Here is an 18,473-nt window from a genome sequence, read left to right as displayed (position 1 = left end):
TTATGGATGTTCGGAAACTTTCCATTGGGCACCTGCCTTTTTTGCGCATATTATTGATTTATATGCTAGGTTTAGAATTGGGATCAGGAATACCCTGGACACAAAACCTTCAAATAAATTTTATTGTTGCTGGATTTTTTAGCTTAATCATCCTTTTGATGCTGCAAGCATTCGGGGAGAAGAGGGTTTTGACATTTAGTTGCTATTTTGTATTGTTCGGACTATCCCTCTTGTGTGGTTCCAAAAATTATGCAATGGGATATGATGAAACAGCTAACAAAGGGCAGTTTATTGCGGAAGTTGTTTCTTTAGCTTCTGAAACGCAACATCAAATTAGGGTTGAGGTTGTATTGAAAAAACAAATCAAAGATGCAGGGGTTCATGCTATTCGTATCCCTGCATTGGCCTTGTTCTGGAAGGATGCTGAAAATATGCAGGACTATTCAAGCGGAGATCTTATTCAATTTGAAGGACTATTGACGCCAGTACAAGGGCCTTTAAATCCCCAGGAATTTGATTATGCAAATTATTTAAAAGGGAAATCGATTAGGTTTCAAGTCCAAGGTTCGGCTAAAGAGCTCCGTTTATTAAGGAAGTCTACTTCATGGTCTATTTATAATACAGGTCAGCATATTCAACAAATACTGGCGGAAAAGTATAAAAAATTTTTTCAAGAGGAAGAGGTATTTCAAGTCATCGCTGCCATTAGTATTGGTTTAAGGACAGATTTTTCAAAGCAACTTTTGAAAACCTATATTAATACGGGTACGATCCATGTATTGAGCGTGTCTGGCATGCATATAGGCTTATTGTACTTAGTATTAACATTTCTTTTAAAACCAATCGATTACCTTAATCATGGTCGAAATATGAGGTTTTTATTGACTATGCTATTCATTTGGTTTTATGCAATGATCTGTGGGTTTTCACCTGCAGTTTTGAGGGCTACGGTGATGTATAGCTTGTTGTTATATGGGTATTGGAAACATCAATCCATTATCTCGTTTAACCTGCTATTTGCCTCTGCTTGGATTTTATTAATCATAGATCCAGATATGCGTTATGATATAGGTTTTCAATTATCCTATTTAGCGATTTTGGGAATCATGCTTTTTGTTCCCATTTTTCAAAAAATAGGCTACTCTTCTAAAAAATGGAAAAAATCACTACTGAATTTAATTTACAGTGCTATTGCAGCTCAACTCATCTGCAGCCCTTTAACCTTATATTATTTCCATCAGTTTCCGCTTTATTTTCTCGCTGCAAATATCTTGATGGCAATTCCATCAGCAGTGATTTTATACCTTAGTTTAATTCTTATGCTTTCTCCATTTCAGGTTTTAAATGAAATACTTGCAACTTGCATGACTCAGTTGATAGAAGAAATTCATATGCTGTTAAAATTTATAGAAGGACTTCCATTTTCAAGTTTTGAAGGTATTCATTTTAGCTTTTCCATGATGATAATAAGCTATGGTGCCTTGTTGGCATTTTTCTTTTCATATGCGTTAAGGTATAAATATTTATTTCTACTGGCCCAAATGTTCATGCTTTTTTTGATCGTCTTGTTCTGTTTTGGTATTTATCAAGATGCCGTGTATAAAGGATTGATTTTTTACCAAGTGAAAAAGGATATTGCAATTTCATATATCCATCAAGGGGAAGTCTTATTGGTATCAACTTTTGATTCCCTTCAGCATAATCAACTTCAGTATGCAGTAATGCCTCATTTAAATCGATATCAACAGTTTAAACCTTGGAAGGATAATCAATTGATCAAATTAAGTCGGAATCAAAATGTTAATGAATTGTTGACTTTTGGATCTTCTTTAAAATTGTTTATACTGAACCAAACTTGTCAAAGGATTCCAGAGGTTGATGTCTTATTGATTCGCAATAATAGCGAGTTGGATTCCATACCATATTCAAAAATATGTATTCTTGATGGTTCAAACCATGATGAATACCTAGTCCAACTTAAATTGAAAATGGATTCCATAAAGCAACCCTATTACCTATTGAAGGATAATTTTGCGTATGTTTGGGATAGGTAGTTATCATGGAACAAACGGCATTATCAATTTTAAAACAATATTGGGGTTATGATAAATTTCGTCCTTTACAAGAAGAAATTATTCATGATGTATTATTAGGAAAAGATACCCTTGCTTTGTTGCCAACAGGTGGTGGTAAATCCATATGCTTTCAAGTACCCGCCCTATTAAAGGAAGGGATTTGTATCGTCATAACACCTTTGATTGCCTTGATGAAGGATCAGGTTGAAAACTTGCGTAAAAGGAATATTCCTGCTATCGCCATCTTTTCGGGCATGTCTCCCCGGGAGGTTGATATCGCTTTAGATAATTGCATATTTGGTCAAATAAAGTTTCTCTATTTATCCCCAGAACGATTATATTCTGATTTAGTACAAGAACGCATCAGGCATATGAAGGTTAATTTATTTGCGATCGATGAAGCGCATTGTATTTCTCAATGGGGTTATGACTTTAGACCGCCATATTTAGAATTGGTTAAACTTAGGGACTTACAAGCTCAAACAACTTTTCTAGCATTAACAGCTACGGCTACGCCTTTGGTTGTGGAAGATATTCAAGAAAAGTTGGGATTTAAAGAGCAGCATGTTCTTTCTAAAAGTTTCAAGCGAGATAACTTAGGATATATGATCTTTGAGGAAGAGGATAAGATGGGTAGAATGATGCGTATCGTTCAGAAAATGGGCGGCACAGGCATCATTTATGTTCGTAACCGACGAGAAACGCAAGAGGTCGCCCAATATCTTTTCAATCATGGTGTTTCCGCAGATTATTACCATGCAGGTTTAGATTTGGCTATTCGAATGAAAAAGCAAGAGGCATGGACTGCAGGGAAAACTAGAATCATTGTCGCCACAAATGCATTTGGAATGGGGATTGATAAGGCAGATGTTCGATTTGTAATTCACCTGGATATTCCGGACTCTTTAGAGGCTTATTATCAGGAAGCTGGAAGGGCAGGAAGGGACGGTAAGAAGGCCTATCCAGTTCTCTTATATAATCAATCGGATCGCGATGGCCTATGGGAAAATATTGAATTAAATTTTCCGGAAATTTCATTTATACAACAAGTGTATCATCAGCTTTGTAATTATTTTCAAATCGCTTTTGGAGCTGGTAAAAATATGACCTTTGATTTTGATGTGCTGGATTTTTCGAAGAGGTATAAATTGGAAGTTTTAAAAACTCTTGCTGCGTTAAAGTTTTTGGAAGGGGATGGTTGGATCACATTGACAGAAGCGGTATACATCCCAGCACGATTTAAATTTGAGGTAGATTATCAAGAGTTATACAAACTTCAAGTTCAAAGTGCAATTTATGATCCCATTATTAAGGCTATCCTTAGATTTTATGGGGGAGTATTTGATTTTTTTGTTCCTATTAATGAATTTGAAATAGCGAAGAAATTAGGCAAGTCCTATGATGAAATTGTACAAATTCTCCAAAAATTACAACAGCTTGAATTAGCTACCTATATCGCAAAAAAAGATTCTCCTCAATTGCAATTCTTAGCGTCAAGAGTAGATTATAAACATTTACACATTGATGCCCAATTCATAGCCAGCAGAAGGCAATTAAAGCAGGAACAAGTAAAAGCTATATACGGTTATTTAGATCAGAAAACCTGTAGGAGTATTGCTTTACAGCGCTATTTTGGAGAAGAAACTGATGAACCTTGTGCTGCATGTGATTTATGTTTGGTTAGGGTACATCAAACTAATCAAGCTAAAGTAATTGAAGAGCAATTCAAAAATTTGCTGATTGAAAGGCCTTTGTCTTTACATAATTTAATAGAGTCAGCCACTGTAGGAAAGGAAAGTTTACGTTTAAAAGTCCTCAGAACGTTAATAGATCAAGAAAAAATCTTAGTCGATAATGATTTATACTCTTGGAAAGCATTCTAACTATTTTTAGTCCAAGTAATCATAGGAATGCATCTAATTTTACCTTAGCTGCCAACTAGTAAATACTGTTTTTAGTTGGTAAATTATTAATATTGAGTAAAATACACTATTTTTAATTAGCGTTGTGGAATCCCGTTATTTTCTGCATCCATAAGGAACATGTATCAAATTGTTCTATCAAACTAACATTTAAATTATGAAAAAAGTCTTTTGGATTTTTGTTTTCATGCTTCCTATTTTAATCATGGGGCAGACTAATAAAACGGATTCTACACAAATAAAACGATGGTTAGAAGTTGAACGTTTAATTAGCATAAAGAACTATGCAGAAACGATGCCTATCTTACAAGATATCAAAGCGCAAGCTAAGCAAGAAAAGGATGAGGCTACTCATATCAAAGCGACGCTTGCGTTATTCCATACTTTCAAAATTAATAACGGAGATGCCTTATCTTTTGAAAAGGTAGTTGAAAGTTTTGAGCAAGAAATAGGGAACGCTAAGGGCGTTACAAAAGCCTTGTATTATAACCTTTTTGCAAGTTACCTACTGGCTAATAACTATCGAAATGCGAGTAAAAGTGATCATTTTTTTATTAAGGAAAACAACAAGGGTAAAACGCGAATTATTGATTCTTTATTTCAATTGTCAATTCAAGAGAAAACCTTATTGGAAAATGAACAGACAAAAGATTGGTTAGAATTATTTGAGGATAGTACAAACAGGATTTTAACCCCTACATTATTCCATTATGTAGGCTATAACTATATTAATTTCTTAGGGACTTCGACGATTGAGCAAAATCAACCTAAAATTGATTCAATTAGCGCAAGTTTATCAACAATCAATGAAAGTAGGAACTTTCCTGATGCGGAATCTTTTCTTCGATCTCAACGCTTGATAGATTTAAAATCAAATAATCTACTATGGTTTGAAGCTATCAGGAAGCAGATTGATTCTTATAAAAGTGATTATAATGTATTTTTATTGTATGAGCTAGCAACGGCCAAAAGATTTATTTCTAAGGCCTCAGAGATCCTTAATTTAATTGATGAAGGACGTGAAAATTACCCTAATTCACCTTGGTTAATTAATTTGGAAAATTTGTATAAGCAAATCAAAAAAGTTCAATTATCTCATTCTCATAAAAATTTTCATCCTGCTGATCAATACATTCCAATTAAAATTTCTGTTAAAAATGTTGATTCAATATATATTAGGGTTTTCAACACGAAACAAACACTCAAAAATCCGAAGAAAATTGTAACAAAGTATGATTCTTTAAGTCATCGTGTTACTTTGGCAGCAGAAGTCGTTTATGAAGAAATACTAAAATTAAAACATTTCGATGATGAATTGCTGCATGAAACCATTTATAAATTGAATCCATTACCATATGGCCATTACACTGTACATATTTCTAATAATAAAGATTTTATAGATGATGGTTTATACCAAGAAGTCTCAAAAAGTGAAATTTATTCATCCGATATTTTTATATCAAGCAGCTTGGAAAAAGAATCAAAGAACATTCAAATTTTCAATGCATTGTTAATTAACAGGAAAACCGGTAAACCATATGCAAATAAACATGTGAAGTTATATGAATTGTACAAAGATGAACCACTAAAAAAAATTATTAAATTAACAACAAATCAGCAAGGTATCTTTGAATTTAAATCAAAAGATGCTAAAGATCATTCAGCATTAGATGATTATTTGTTATACCTCGAAGATGAAAAACAATTAATAGATTTATTTGAACTGAACCATATTTCAGATGATTTTTCAAATAAAAATCACATTGACAACAACGATTATCTTGTTGCTACCGTATTAACTGACCGTGCCATTTATAGACCAGGACAGCAAGTTTTTTTTAAAACTATCCTATATAATAATCATTATACAAAAGGCGCGGTACTGGCCAATAAAAAATTTAAAGCGATTCTATTAGATGCCAATAGAAAGGCTGTAGATACTATTGAAATAAAGAGCAATGCTTTTGGGTCAGCTGATAGTAGCTTTTTTATTCCTAAAATAGGTTTGAATGGATGGTTTCGAATCGTAATAAAAGATAAGGAAGATGATTTAGGAAATCAAAGTTTCCAGGTTGAAGAATATAAACGACCAACTTATAAGGTTCAATTTGAGATCAATAAAGAGACTTATACGAAGAAGGATACCGCGAAGTTTATTGGTTCCGCTGAAATGTTATCAGGTGCTAAAGTGATTAATGGAGAGGTGCGCTATAAAGTTCATATCAACGGTATTCAACCATGGTATAGAAATCAATTATATGCAGATAGTACTGTGTTTACCGATGAGTCTGGACGATTTGTAATACGCATTCCATTGATGGATACGATATTCAAAGATTTTAAGGAATTCACTATTCAATTGGTTGCCGATGTGGTTAATCAAACTGGTGAGTTACAATCTACCAGGATGAATTATACTTACAGTTCTAAACCTTGGATGATATCTATTGAAACCCCAAATCAGTTAGAATATCCAAATTGGAAATCAGTGAAGATTAATACCACGAATAAGAATGGTCAACCTTTTCAATTTTCAGGAAAAGTTGATGTGTATAAATACAAAAGCACTGACGCTGTAATCACCAATGAGGAACGATTATTTTTTGCCAACACAGGGTATCATTTGTTAAGCACTGCCGATTATAAAAAATACTTCCCTACGATTTTCGATGAACTGATTTTAGATAGTAATAAAAAAGAGTTCATTAAATCGTATAATTTTGACACCAGAGATACGAGTGTTTTGCGGCTTGATTCCAATCTATTTACTTCAGGGAAATATTACTTGGAGGCTTACACGATGCAAGGAGAGGATACAATTCGTACAGTCCGAGATATTTCAATTTTAGATCCAATAACAAAAAAATCTGACAGCAGTACCTTTTTCACGTATCATTTTGATAAAGAATTTTATGACGAAGGGGATATAGTTACTTTGACTTTTCAGACGGATGCCAAGGCAGCACAGGTTTTGTATTTATATAAATTAACGGGTAATGGTAAAAAAGAACTGAGTTTACATCCATGGAAGGAGGGTAAAATAACCCATCAATTCAAATTAAGTAAGGAGGAAACGGATCTAAATTTATCCTTTCAGTCTATTTTCTTAGTAGAAAACAAGTTGTCAAATGTCAATATTTATGTTCCTATTTTCCGTTTTGATAAAAATCTTCATATTACTAAAACAACTTTTCGAGATAAAATTACTCCTGGTCAAAAGGAAACTTGGAGTTTTACAGTACTTCAAAAGGATACAGTAATAGCTACCGAAGTTCTAGCAACAATGTACGATAGTTCATTAGACGACTTTAGGAACCATTCATTCCCCTCTCAATTTATGAGAAAGTATCCTAATTTTAGTTATGCTAATTTCTATCATATAACCAATGAATTTTATGATCTTAAAACCTCATACGACATTTTTAATCAAGATTTAAATATATTATCAAGAGGAAATGAAATCATTCAAATCAATAATTTCAATCTGTGGTATATCCATAAATTTATGAACTATTCTGTCGGAAAAATTGGAAGAAACGTTCAATTTGACAGTGAAAATTCATTGGATGAGGTGGTTGTAGTCGGATATGGATCGTTGAAAAAAGAGTCTGTAGTCGGTGCAGTAGAAGGTAGGGTATCTGGTCTTGCAGTAAATCAATCAGCAGGCAGTCCCGGTAACAATTTTTTTATTCGAGGTAATAACGACTTTGGTTCTAATCAGAAGCCTTTAATCGTGTTAGATGGTGAGATTTTTGAAGGTGATATGCAGTCAATAAATCCAGAGGATATCGAAAGTTTTTCGATCTTAAAAGATGAAAAATCAACTTCGATCTATGGTTCTAGAGGAACTAATGGTGTCATATTGATTATTACCAAATCTGGGAAAAAGAAGTCGGACCTTTTAAATCAAGTCCAAGCAAGAACCAATCTGCAAGAAACAGCTTTCTTCTATCCAACCTTGTATACGAATGAAAAAGGAGAAGTTAGCTTTCAGTTTGACAGCCCAGAGGCATTGACGAAGTGGAAATTGTTATTATTTGCACATGGTAAGAACTTAGAGGCGAGTTCAGGTATGTTTTTCGCTCAAACACAAAAACAGCTTATGGTAAGACCGAACTTACCTCGATATTTTAGGGAAAAAGATGAAATAGTTATCAAAGCGCAGGTTCAAAACCTCAGTGAAAAAGGGTTGAAAGGCGTCGCTAGAATTGAACTATTGGATCCTGAAACGAATCAAAATATCAATGCAAAATTTGAATTGACTAGCGTTACAACTGAATTTGAAGTTGCTGCTGAGAATAATACAATCGTTTCATGGCGCATAAAAATTCCGGAACATCAACATATGGTTCATGTGAAAATTATTGCAGCGAATGAAGAGTTTTCGGATGGCGAACAAATAGAAGTACCTATACTTTCCAATAAAATCTTTATTACAGATTCAGAGAAAGTAATATTAAAATCGAGTCAGCAAAAAGAATATAAATTGGAAATCACATCCAAGGATAATGTGCAGGCTAAAATACAAATTCAAAGCAATCCAATTTTAGAAATTATTTCAGCATTGGATTACTTGAAAAATTATCCATATGAATGTTCGGAGCAATTAACCAGTAAATGGTTTGGACTGCAAATGGTTCGTTACATAGATAAGTTTTATCCAAAGATCTCCACATACTTCAAGTCATTGAATGTAGAAGAATCTACTAGTAAATTATCGAAGGGTAGCTCACTTAGTGAACTGCAGCTGAATGAAATGCCATGGTTAAGGGAAATTGAAAACGATGAGCAGAAGATCAAAGAATTAGCGACATTATTCAATAGCAATATCAATGAGGAAATCTCCGATTTAGAGAAGAAAATGTTTAAAAAACAATTGAAATCTGGAGGATTTACCTGGTTTGATGGCGGTCAAGAAAACATCTCCATTTCCATTCGTATTTTGGAGATCGTTGGAAAGGTTCTGTACTTAGACAAATCGCTTGTTAGGAATGAAATGCATGCTGCTATGAAGAAATTAAGTGAATATTTGGATCAAAATGAAGAGATCTATGCAGCAAAAGCTTCAGCAGAGGTCGCATTGGATTATTTATTTGCACGCAAATATTGGACGGCATTCTTCCCTCTTGAAGAAAAAAATATCGAAAAACTAAAAGTACGAATTGCTGCAGCACCTTTTCTTACTGCGGAGCAACCTGCAGGTTTAGCTGCGAAAGCATGGATTGTCAATCAACTATTTGGTGCTAGCAAACAATCCAATGAAATTAAGAATCGGTTAAGCCAAGAAGTGATCTTTGATGCAGATAAGGGGATGTATTGGGAAAGTAATGATAGGAGGTATAACAATGTCAGTTTACATTCCTACATGGTAGAAGCTTATAAATTAAATGACCCTAGTCAGTTAAATGAAATTACACAATGGTTGTTCTATAAGAAAGAATCTACTTACTGGTATAGTACTTGGATGACTGTTGATGCCATATATGCTTTGTTATTAGCGAATAATCCAGAAGATTTTGCAATGGAAAATACCGTTAATGTATGGGTAGATGCTAAAGAAGTTCCGATGGATAAATCCAGTTTAGGACAAGTGGAGAAAGTACTAAAGAAAGAGGATTTAAGTTCAAATAAGTTAATTGCTATTAAGAACAATAATATTAGGACAATTTATGGAGGAATCTACCATCAATATTTTGTTGCCGCAGAGGATATAAAAAGTAGTGCTAATAGCATATCTGTTCGTAAGGTGTTCTTAGTGGAACGAAATGCTGTTTGGGTGGAAACAAACACGGCAAAAATAGGAGAGAAAGTGAAAGTGAAAATAACGGTGATCAATGACAACCCAATTCAGTATGTGCACTTAAAAGATAACAGGCCGGCGGGTGTTGAACCTGAGTTTGTAGCCTCTGGTCAATCCTGGTGGAGAGGGTATTACTTCACGCAGAAAGATGCCTCGAATAATTATTTCTTTGATGTAATGAATAAAGGGAAATTCGAATATGAATATATCGTGAAGACAAATAATGTAGGCGTGTTTAATTCAGGAATAACGACGATATCCTGTATGTATGATCCAACAGTGAATGCGCGGTCTGAAAACATCATGTTAACCATCGAAGAATAATACGTAAGAAATACCTATTCAAAAGAAAGGCTTCTGAATGTAATTCAGAAGCCTTTCTTTTGAATAGCTACGGGTTAATAATTTACTTTTTTAATTGATCAACCACGACTATTTTTTCCTTAAGGATTTCTTTACTGTTATTTTTTGCATGATTTACTGTATGACCTCCAAGAATAGGTGCAATGACTAAACCTACCAAACAAGTTAATTTAATCAATATGTTCATGGAAGGGCCTGAAGTATCTTTGAATGGATCACCTACCGTATCTCCAGTCACTGCCGCTTTATGGGCATCTGAACCTTTATAGGTCATTTCTCCATTGATCATAACACCTGCTTCGAAGGATTTTTTCGCGTTATCCCATGCTCCACCGGCATTGTTTTGAAATATCGCCCACAACACTCCGGATACAGCAACTCCCGCCATATAAGCGCCTAAAGCTTCTGCGCCCATAACAAATCCTACGATGATAGGAGTAATGATGGTCATTGCTCCCGGCAGCATCATTTCGCGCAATGCAGCTTTGGTCGAAATATCCACGCATTTTTCATAATCTGGTTTTCCAGTTCCTTCCAAAATACCAGGAATTTCCTTGAATTGCCTACGTACTTCATTCACCATGTCCATGGCAGCCTTACCTACCGATTGCATAGCAAGCGCAGAAAATACCACCGGAATCATCCCGCCTATAAACAAAGCCGCTAATACATCAGCCTTGAAAATATTGATGCCGTCTATGCCCGTAAAAGTAACATAGGCGGCAAATAAAGCGAGGGCAGTCAAGGCTGCGGAAGCAATCGCAAAACCTTTTCCTACAGCGGCAGTCGTATTCCCAACCGAATCCAGCACATCCGTGCGTTGACGTACCTCCTTTGGAAGCTCACTCATTTCGGCAATACCACCAGCATTATCAGCAATAGGACCAAAGGCATCTATAGCCAATTGCATGGCTGTAGTAGCCATCATCGCGGAAGCTGCTATGGCTACACCATAGAACCCTGCTAAGGAATACGAACCCCAAATAGCAAAGGCAAATAATAAAACCGAAGAAAAGGTGGATTTCATCCCTGTAGCTAAACCAGCAATAATATTAGTCGCTGCTCCTGTCGAGGAGTTTTGAACAATATTAAGTACAGGTTTTTTACCTAATCCTGTATAATATTCCGTAAATGCAGAAATTAAACCTCCCACTGCTAAACCCACAATGGTAGAATAAAAAATATTGATCCTAGGAATATCTTTAAATCCTTCACCGAAAAATTTCATATGGATAACCTCTGGAAGCATGTATTGAATTAAGAAAAAACACGACAGTACCGTTAATAAGATAGAAACCCAATTACCCATATTTAAGGCTTTCTGAACTTGCGCTTCTTTAGCGTCGTTATTGCTTATTTTAACAAAGAAAGTCCCTATGATGGAGGCTAATATCCCTACACCAGCAATCACTATCGGTAATAAGATAGGTCCCATACCGTTGAAAGCATCAGTGTACACGGTGCCAGTAGATTCCGACATTTCTTTTATAATGTAATTCCCTAATACCATAGATGCCAATACCGTTGCGACGTATGAGCCAAATAAATCAGCACCCATGCCTGCAACATCACCCACATTATCCCCTACATTATCCGCAATTGTTGCTGGATTTCTTGGATCATCTTCCGGAATTCCGGCCTCTACCTTACCGACTAAATCCGCGCCCACATCTGCCGCTTTCGTATAAATACCTCCACCCACACGCGCAAATAAGGCTATGGATTCCGCACCTAAAGAGAAGCCAGCTAATGCTTCCAGCACTATGGTCATTTCATAATTGAAATTACCTTGATCGGTGATGAACATGTTTAGAAATAATAGGAAAAAGATACTTAAACCTAAAACGGCTAATCCAGCTACCCCCAGTCCCATCACAGTGCCACCTGAAAAGGAAACTTTTAAGGCTTGAGGTAAGCTCGTTCTTGCGGCTTGTGTTGTTCGCACATTTGCTCGTGTCGCTATGCGCATCCCGATATTGCCTGCCAAGGCGGAGAAAAAGGCACCAAACACAAAGGCAACAACAATAATCCAATGTGTGGTTTCCACGACCGTAGAAACTACAAATAGTGCGATTGAAGCAATGATTACGAAAATAAATAAAATTCGATACTCGGCCTTTAAAAAGGCTAATGCACCATCTTGAATACTTTTGGAGATCGTATGCATACGACCGTCCCCCGCATCTTGTTTAGCCACCCAACTTGCTTTCGAAAGCATGAAAAGTAAGCCTAAAACCGCTAGGCAAGCCGGTAAATAGATTATAAATTGTTCCATAGAAAGTTTATTTGGTTACTTCTAAAGTTATTAATTTTTTTATCAATAACGTGTGTTTAGAGCGAAGATTTTTAAGGACTTAGCTTATTTTGCAGATCGGTGGATTGCGCGGTTTTAAGCTGGTTTTTTTAAAGAAATTACCCCTTATTCGGGACTGGAAGTAGGTTGTGTAACTGGATGTGTTTTATAAAAGATTAGGCTACTCCATTTATGGAGTAGCTGATTTTATTTTTTTAATGGTGTTTAGGACAAAGGGAACTGCTGGATTTAGATTATCACTATTCCAGATTAAGTATAAGGTAGTTCGCTGCGGTATATGGTTCAATTCGATAAAATCTACGTGTGTATAATAACCTTTTTTTAGGGATGTCGGCACGATAGCCACGCCTAAGCCTTGACTAACCAGATTAAATATACTTAATGCATTGACTGTTTTTAAGGATACATGAGGTTCAAATCCATGATCTTCAAAAATGCTCATCACCAATTCATAATAAGAATTACTATAATCTTTAGAAAAGAGAATAAACGACTCCTGTTTAAAATCACGTAGGTCTACAGGTTTGTTTAGTTTATTCCTGAAACCTTTTGGAACGACTAAGGCGAATGGATCAGTCATGATGGGTATAGATTTTAGGGGTTGAGGGCAATTCTTTGTCCGTACAAACCCAAAATCCAGCTCATTGCGCATGAGCATCTCCAATTGTCTTTCGTTCGGTAGTTCATTCAAGGATATTTCCAACTGTGGCTGTTCTTTCTTAAGCGTAACCAATAGTTCTGGCAATATGACTTGTACAGCAGAACCTATAAATCCAAGCTGGAGGGTTTTGATCAAACCCGAATCTATTTTTCCAATTTGATTTTTAATAATTGCTAAATCTAAAAAAAGCTGTTCTAGATTTTTTTTCAAAAATACACCTGCATCCGTCAATTTAACATTCCGGTTATCTCTGATTAATAAAGCTGTCTGGTAATACTGTTCCAATTCTTTGATCTGACGAGACAAGCCTGGTTGTGAAATAAACAAGCGTTCCGCTGCTTTCCTGAAATGCAATTCTTCCGCCAATACCGCAAAATATTGAAGGTGTCTAAGTTCTATTTGATAATTCATAGTTATCAATTGTTGATAAAGATGGTATTATTTATAATCAAATATACCCGCTAATTTTGATAAATACATACGACAATATGAAAATATTTAGATACGGCGAAGACTATTTAACTAGTTCATTAGCATTGGATATTGCATCGGGCAATGTTCAGGGAATTTTAACCGAAGAAACCAAAATCCGCATTCATCAAAGTGCAACCTATGTGCAGGCCATTGTCGATGCAGGGCAAGTAGTTTATGGGATTAATACAGGTTTTGGACCTTTATGTACGACCCTTATTGATGCACAAGACAGCAAGAAATTGCAAGAAAACATTTTAAAAAGCCATGCAGTTGGTCTAGGAGAACCTATTAGTAAAGAGTTGAGTAAATTGATGCTCATCCTAAAGGTGCATGCATTAGCTAAAGGGTATTCAGGCATCCAATGGAGTACCATTGAACGAATATTATGGCATATTGATCAGGATGTTATTCCAATAGTTCCCAAACAAGGTTCTGTTGGTGCATCCGGAGATTTAGCACCACTTTCCCATTTATTTCTTCCATTGATTGGTTTAGGAAGGGTATGGGAAGATCAAGAAATAGTTTCTACAAGTACCAGTTTAAGCAAACATGGTTTACAACCCATTACTTTGGGGCCAAAAGAGGGTCTTGCACTCATTAATGGCACCCAATTTATGGCGGCTCACGGAGTTAAAGCGGTGGCTGAAATGAAGCGTTTAATGCATCATGCAGACCTCATTGCTACCTTGATGATTGAAGGCCTCAATGGATCTATAAAACCCTTTTTTGCCGAGTTACATGATTTAAGGCCTTTTAAAGGAAATCGATATGTAGCTTCTCATATCTTTCAGCTATTAGATGGATCTGATGTTTTGGCATCGCATAAAAATTGTTCACGTGTACTGGATCCTTATTCCTTACGCTGTATTCCACAAGTGCATGGAGCCAGTAGAAATGCTTGGCTACACTTGAAAGAAACCATAGCAATTGAAATTAATTCGGTTACGGATAATCCTATTATTATTAACGATGAATTGACGATCAGTGGAGGTTCATTTCATGGGCAACCCATTGCTATGGTTATGGACTATGCCACGCTTGCTGTTTCTGAAATAGGTAATATATCCGACCGAAGAGTTTATTTATCCTTGGCAGGCGAAACCAATGGAGTACCTAAATTATTAATGAAGAGTACCGGTTTGAATTCAGGGTTTATGATTTTGCAATACACTACAGCCGCGATTGCAAGTGAAAATAAAGGCTTGTGTTTTCCGGCAAGTGCAGATAGTATCCCGACTTCTTTAGGCCAAGAGGACCATGTTAGTATGGGTTCAATCGCTGGAAGAAAATTACTTCAAGTGATTGACAATGTTGATAAAATCTTGAGTATTGAATTGCTTTGTGCTGCTCAAGCTAAAGACTATCATCAACCGTTAAAATCTACACCTATCATGGAAGCGATCCACCAACATATTCGTAAAACCATTCCGCATATCGAAGAAGATCAAGCCATGGAAAATATGCTGACTGAGGCCTTGCGACTTATACAGTCAGGGGAAATCATTGAAACGGCGAAGCAAATCCAACAGCAACAAGCAACCTTGTTAGTTCCTATCGAGGCATCTACCTTTGAAAACTACTAGCTATGGAAAATCAAATCAAACTGATAGGTCCATTTAAACAACTGTTGACGATGGATCATCTTCCTGAAAAAGGAGCAATTCTAGACGCTCAGTTGGAAATTATTGATGCAGCTGCTATCTGTATTTCAAATGGAAAAATAATCGATATAGGCCATTTCCAAGCGCTCCAGGACAAATGGGCCAATCAGGCGCAAATGATCGTTTTGGAAGCTGATTATGTTGCTTTACCCGGATATATTGATTGTCATACACATATTGCATTTGGAGGAAATCGAGCCCAAGATTTTGCCATGCGCAATGCAGGACAATCTTACCTTGCGATTGCCGCTGCAGGGGGTGGCATATGGAGCACTGTGGCACATACCCGTGCCTGTCATCAAGCTGAATTACGCGATTTAACCATCATGCGGTCCAGAGATTTAATGAAGCAAGGCATTACAACCATAGAAGTCAAAAGCGGCTATGGATTGTCCATACTGGAAGAATTAAAGATCTTGAGGAGTATTAAAGAAGCCAATGAAGCCTGCGAAGTAGACTTAATTAGTACCTGCCTAGCGGCGCATATGAAACCAAAAGATTTTGACGGTTCTGCAGAAGCTTACTTACAGGAAATTGCTGAGGAGCTATTTCCTGTTTTAATCGCTGAAAAGTTAACCCATCGTATGGATGTATTTATCGAAGAATCTGCATTTACTGCAGAAGAAGCCAAAGGGTATTTGCTTCGGGCAAAGGATCTAGGATTTGATATTAGCATACATGCCGATCAATTTACCAATGCAGGTTCTGCTTTAGCAGTGGAATTAAAAGCGGTATCAGCAGACCATCTAGAAGCTTCTAAAACGACTGAAATAAATCGAATTGCCGATTCTGATGTAGTCGCTGTCGCATTGCCAGCAGCATCTTTAGGATTGGGATGTGCATTTACTCCTGCTCGACAATTACTGGACGCAGGTGCCTGCTTAGCTATTGCCTCCGATTGGAATCCCGGATCTGCACCAATGGGTAGATTGATGGAAGGGGCAAGCATATTGGCCAGCATGGAGAAATTGTCTAATGCGGAGGTACTTTCTGCACTAACTAACCGTGCTGCGAAGGCTTTAAGATTAGCAGATCGAGGCAAACTCAAGGTAGGTTTAATCGCTGATTTTATGCTGTACAAAACAGCTAATTATCAAAATATTACGTACCTGCAAGGTGGTCTTCAACCAGAACAAGTGTGGAAGAATGGGCAATTAATCTATACGAATAAAACCAAAAGCTAATGAAAGAAATCACGTTTATAGAACTCATAAAACAAGGTATACCCCTAAATTTACCCGAAAAGTTGCCATTGGATCCAACCGTTAGTCATGCTCCAAAGCGGAAATCCATATTGAATTTCGAAGAAGAAAAGTTAGCTATTCGTAATGCATTACGATATTTTCCTGAAGCTTGGCATCAGGAATTGGCGATCGAATTTTTAGAGGAATTACGAACCTATGGAAGAATCTACATGTACCGATTTAGACCAAGTTACGACATGTACGCTAGACCCATTACAGCTTATTCGACCACGAGTCTGCAAGCAGCTGCAATTATGTTGATGATACAAAATAATTTAGATCCTAAAGTTGCGCAGCATCCGCATGAATTGATTACCTACGGCGGAAATGGTGCAGTCTTTCAAAACTGGGCCCAGTATCTTTTGACTATGCAGTATTTAGCGATGATGGATGATAGACAAACCTTGCATATGTATAGTGGACATCCTATGGGTTTATTTCCATCTTCGGAGTTGGCCCCTCGGGTAGTGGTGACCAATGGAATGATGATTCCCAATTATTCCAAGCCAGACGATTGGGAGAAATACAATGCGCTAGGAGTTACTCAATATGGTCAAATGACTGCTGGATCCTATATGTATATTGGTCCACAGGGCATTGTTCATGGCACGACTATCACCGTAATGAATGCCTTTCGTAAGGTCTTAAATTCGTCAGATTCCATGGCAGGTCAAGTATTTCTGACTTCTGGTTTAGGAGGTATGAGTGGGGCGCAACCAAAAGCTGGTAACATCGCAGGTTGTATTACAGTTTGTGCGGAGGTAAATCCTATCGCTGCACGTAAAAGACTTGAACAGGGTTGGGTAGATGAATTAATCGAGGATTTCAGCCAATTGGTGACCCGTGTACAGACTGCTGTAATTCATAAGGAAGTTATTTCTATCGCCTACATTGGGAATATTGTGGATGTTTGGGAAGGTTTTTATGATGCTCAAATTTATATTACTTTAGGATCAGACCAAACTTCTTTGCACAATCCTTGGTCAGGCGGATATTACCCGGTTGGACTATCGTATGAAGACGCAAATAGCATGTTAGCTCATCATCCTGATCAGTTTAAAATCGCTGTACAGCAAAGTTTAATTAGGCAGGTAGAAGCGATCAATAAACATGTGGCGAAAGGAACCTATTTCTTTGATTATGGGAATGCCTTTTTGTTAGAAGCCAGCCGTGCAAATGCCGATATATTTGCAAAGGATGGAGTCAATTTTAGGTATTCATCTTATGTTCAAGATATATTAGGCCCCATGTGTTTTGATTATGGCTTTGGTCCATTTCGTTGGGTATGCACTTCTGGAGATCCTGAAGATTTAAAGGTTACCGATCAGATAGCATTAACAATCCTTCAGGAGCTACATCAAAATTCTTCCGATCATATTAAACAACAAATGGCCGATAATATCCGTTGGATTGAAGAGGCCGATAAAAATAAGCTAGTCGTTGGGTCTCAAGCACGGATATTGTATGCAGATGCGCTTGGAAGAATGAAAATTGCTGAGGGATTTAATGATGCTATTCGAAATGGATTGCTCAAGGCACCGGTAGTTTTAGGCAGAGATCACCACGATGTAAGTGGGACAGATTCTCCTTATCGTGAAACCAGTAATATTTATGATGGAAGTCGCTTTACTGCCGATATGGCCATTCACAACGTCATTGGCGATAGTTTTAGAGGAGCTACTTGGGTGTCCATTCATAATGGTGGTGGCGTAGGTTGGGGAGAAGTGATTAACGGTGGCTTCGGACTCTTATTAGATGGCAGTGTAGCATGTGCCGATAAACTGCGGCAAATGTTGTTTTTTGACGTGAATAATGGGGTTACTAGACGAGCTTGGGCTAGAAATAAGGAGGCGCAAGAAGCTTTGACTACGGAACTTGAACGTAGTCCTAATTTTAAAATTACCCAAGCAAGGATTGTAGAAGATCAAATTATAGAAGATTTATTTAAACAAGTTTAAT

At 36.8% G+C, this 18,473-nt stretch carries 8 protein-coding genes; 6 read left to right on the top strand and 2 right to left on the bottom strand.

From position 1 onward, the window contains the following. Positions 1-2 precede the first annotated feature (2 nt). From ACFRAE_RS02165 to ACFRAE_RS02155, 3 genes are all read left to right on the top strand, one after another. Complete coding sequence (locus ACFRAE_RS02165; RefSeq protein WP_422795471.1) at positions 3-2,054, top strand: ComEC/Rec2 family competence protein; 2,052 nt, start codon at positions 3-5, stop codon at positions 2,052-2,054. Between the two features lie 5 nt (positions 2,055-2,059). After that, positions 2,060-3,958 (top strand): RecQ family ATP-dependent DNA helicase, encoded by a 1,899-nt coding sequence (locus tag ACFRAE_RS02160; RefSeq protein ID WP_422795470.1) that lies wholly within the window; start codon positions 2,060-2,062, stop codon positions 3,956-3,958. Positions 3,959-4,154: 196 nt separating this feature from the next. Further along, positions 4,155-10,121 carry an alpha-2-macroglobulin family protein gene (locus ACFRAE_RS02155; RefSeq protein WP_422795469.1) on the top strand — a complete coding sequence of 1,989 codons (5,967 nt, stop codon included), beginning with the start codon at positions 4,155-4,157 and terminating at the stop codon, positions 10,119-10,121. An 82-nt stretch (positions 10,122-10,203) separates the two neighbouring features. Here ACFRAE_RS02155 and ACFRAE_RS02150 read toward each other — a convergent pair whose 3' ends face one another. Both ACFRAE_RS02150 and ACFRAE_RS02145 read right to left on the bottom strand, forming a co-directional pair. Continuing rightward, positions 10,204-12,435: a sodium-translocating pyrophosphatase gene (locus ACFRAE_RS02150; protein ID WP_422795468.1), complete on the bottom strand. Its 2,232-nt coding sequence runs from the start codon at positions 12,433-12,435 to the stop codon at positions 10,204-10,206. A gap of 208 nt (positions 12,436-12,643) precedes the next feature. Next, positions 12,644-13,546, bottom strand: coding sequence for a LysR substrate-binding domain-containing protein (locus ACFRAE_RS02145; protein WP_422795467.1), 903 nt, complete (start codon positions 13,544-13,546; stop codon positions 12,644-12,646). A gap of 77 nt (positions 13,547-13,623) precedes the next feature. Here ACFRAE_RS02145 and hutH point away from each other — a divergent pair, with 77 nt between their 5' ends. From hutH to ACFRAE_RS02130, 3 genes are read left to right on the top strand one after another with little or no spacing between them, the layout of a single operon-like run. Next, positions 13,624-15,192 (top strand): histidine ammonia-lyase, encoded by a 1,569-nt coding sequence (gene hutH, locus ACFRAE_RS02140; RefSeq protein ID WP_422795466.1) that lies wholly within the window; start codon positions 13,624-13,626, stop codon positions 15,190-15,192. Positions 15,193-15,194: 2 nt separating this feature from the next. Beyond that, a complete protein-coding gene (hutI, locus tag ACFRAE_RS02135; RefSeq protein ID WP_422795465.1) occupies positions 15,195-16,454 on the top strand; it encodes an imidazolonepropionase in 1,260 nt (419 codons plus the stop codon). Then, the gene (locus ACFRAE_RS02130) at positions 16,454-18,472 is read left to right on the top strand and encodes a urocanate hydratase (protein ID WP_422795464.1); all 2,019 of its coding nucleotides are present in this window, start codon (positions 16,454-16,456) and stop codon (positions 18,470-18,472) included. Before hutI ends, ACFRAE_RS02130 begins: the two co-directional genes overlap by 1 nt. Position 18,473 lies beyond the last annotated feature (1 nt).

The organism is Sphingobacterium sp. HJSM2_6 (assembly GCF_049316305.1).
Lineage (GTDB): Bacteria > Bacteroidota > Bacteroidia > Sphingobacteriales > Sphingobacteriaceae > Sphingobacterium.
Note: the sequence above shows the minus strand (reverse complement) of the source record. Positions and strands in the feature narration are given on the sequence as shown.

Coding starts and splice junctions, on each gene's coding strand:
- ACFRAE_RS02165 (WP_422795471.1), top strand. CDS start 3: ATGGATGTTCGGAAACTTTCCATTGGGCACCTGCCTTTTTTGCGCATA.
- ACFRAE_RS02160 (WP_422795470.1), top strand. CDS start 2,060: ATGGAACAAACGGCATTATCAATTTTAAAACAATATTGGGGTTATGAT.
- ACFRAE_RS02155 (WP_422795469.1), top strand. CDS start 4,155: ATGAAAAAAGTCTTTTGGATTTTTGTTTTCATGCTTCCTATTTTAATC.
- ACFRAE_RS02150 (WP_422795468.1), bottom strand. CDS start 12,435: ATGGAACAATTTATAATCTATTTACCGGCTTGCCTAGCGGTTTTAGGC.
- ACFRAE_RS02145 (WP_422795467.1), bottom strand. CDS start 13,546: ATGAATTATCAAATAGAACTTAGACACCTTCAATATTTTGCGGTATTG.
- hutH (WP_422795466.1), top strand. CDS start 13,624: ATGAAAATATTTAGATACGGCGAAGACTATTTAACTAGTTCATTAGCA.
- hutI (WP_422795465.1), top strand. CDS start 15,195: ATGGAAAATCAAATCAAACTGATAGGTCCATTTAAACAACTGTTGACG.
- ACFRAE_RS02130 (WP_422795464.1), top strand. CDS start 16,454: ATGAAAGAAATCACGTTTATAGAACTCATAAAACAAGGTATACCCCTA.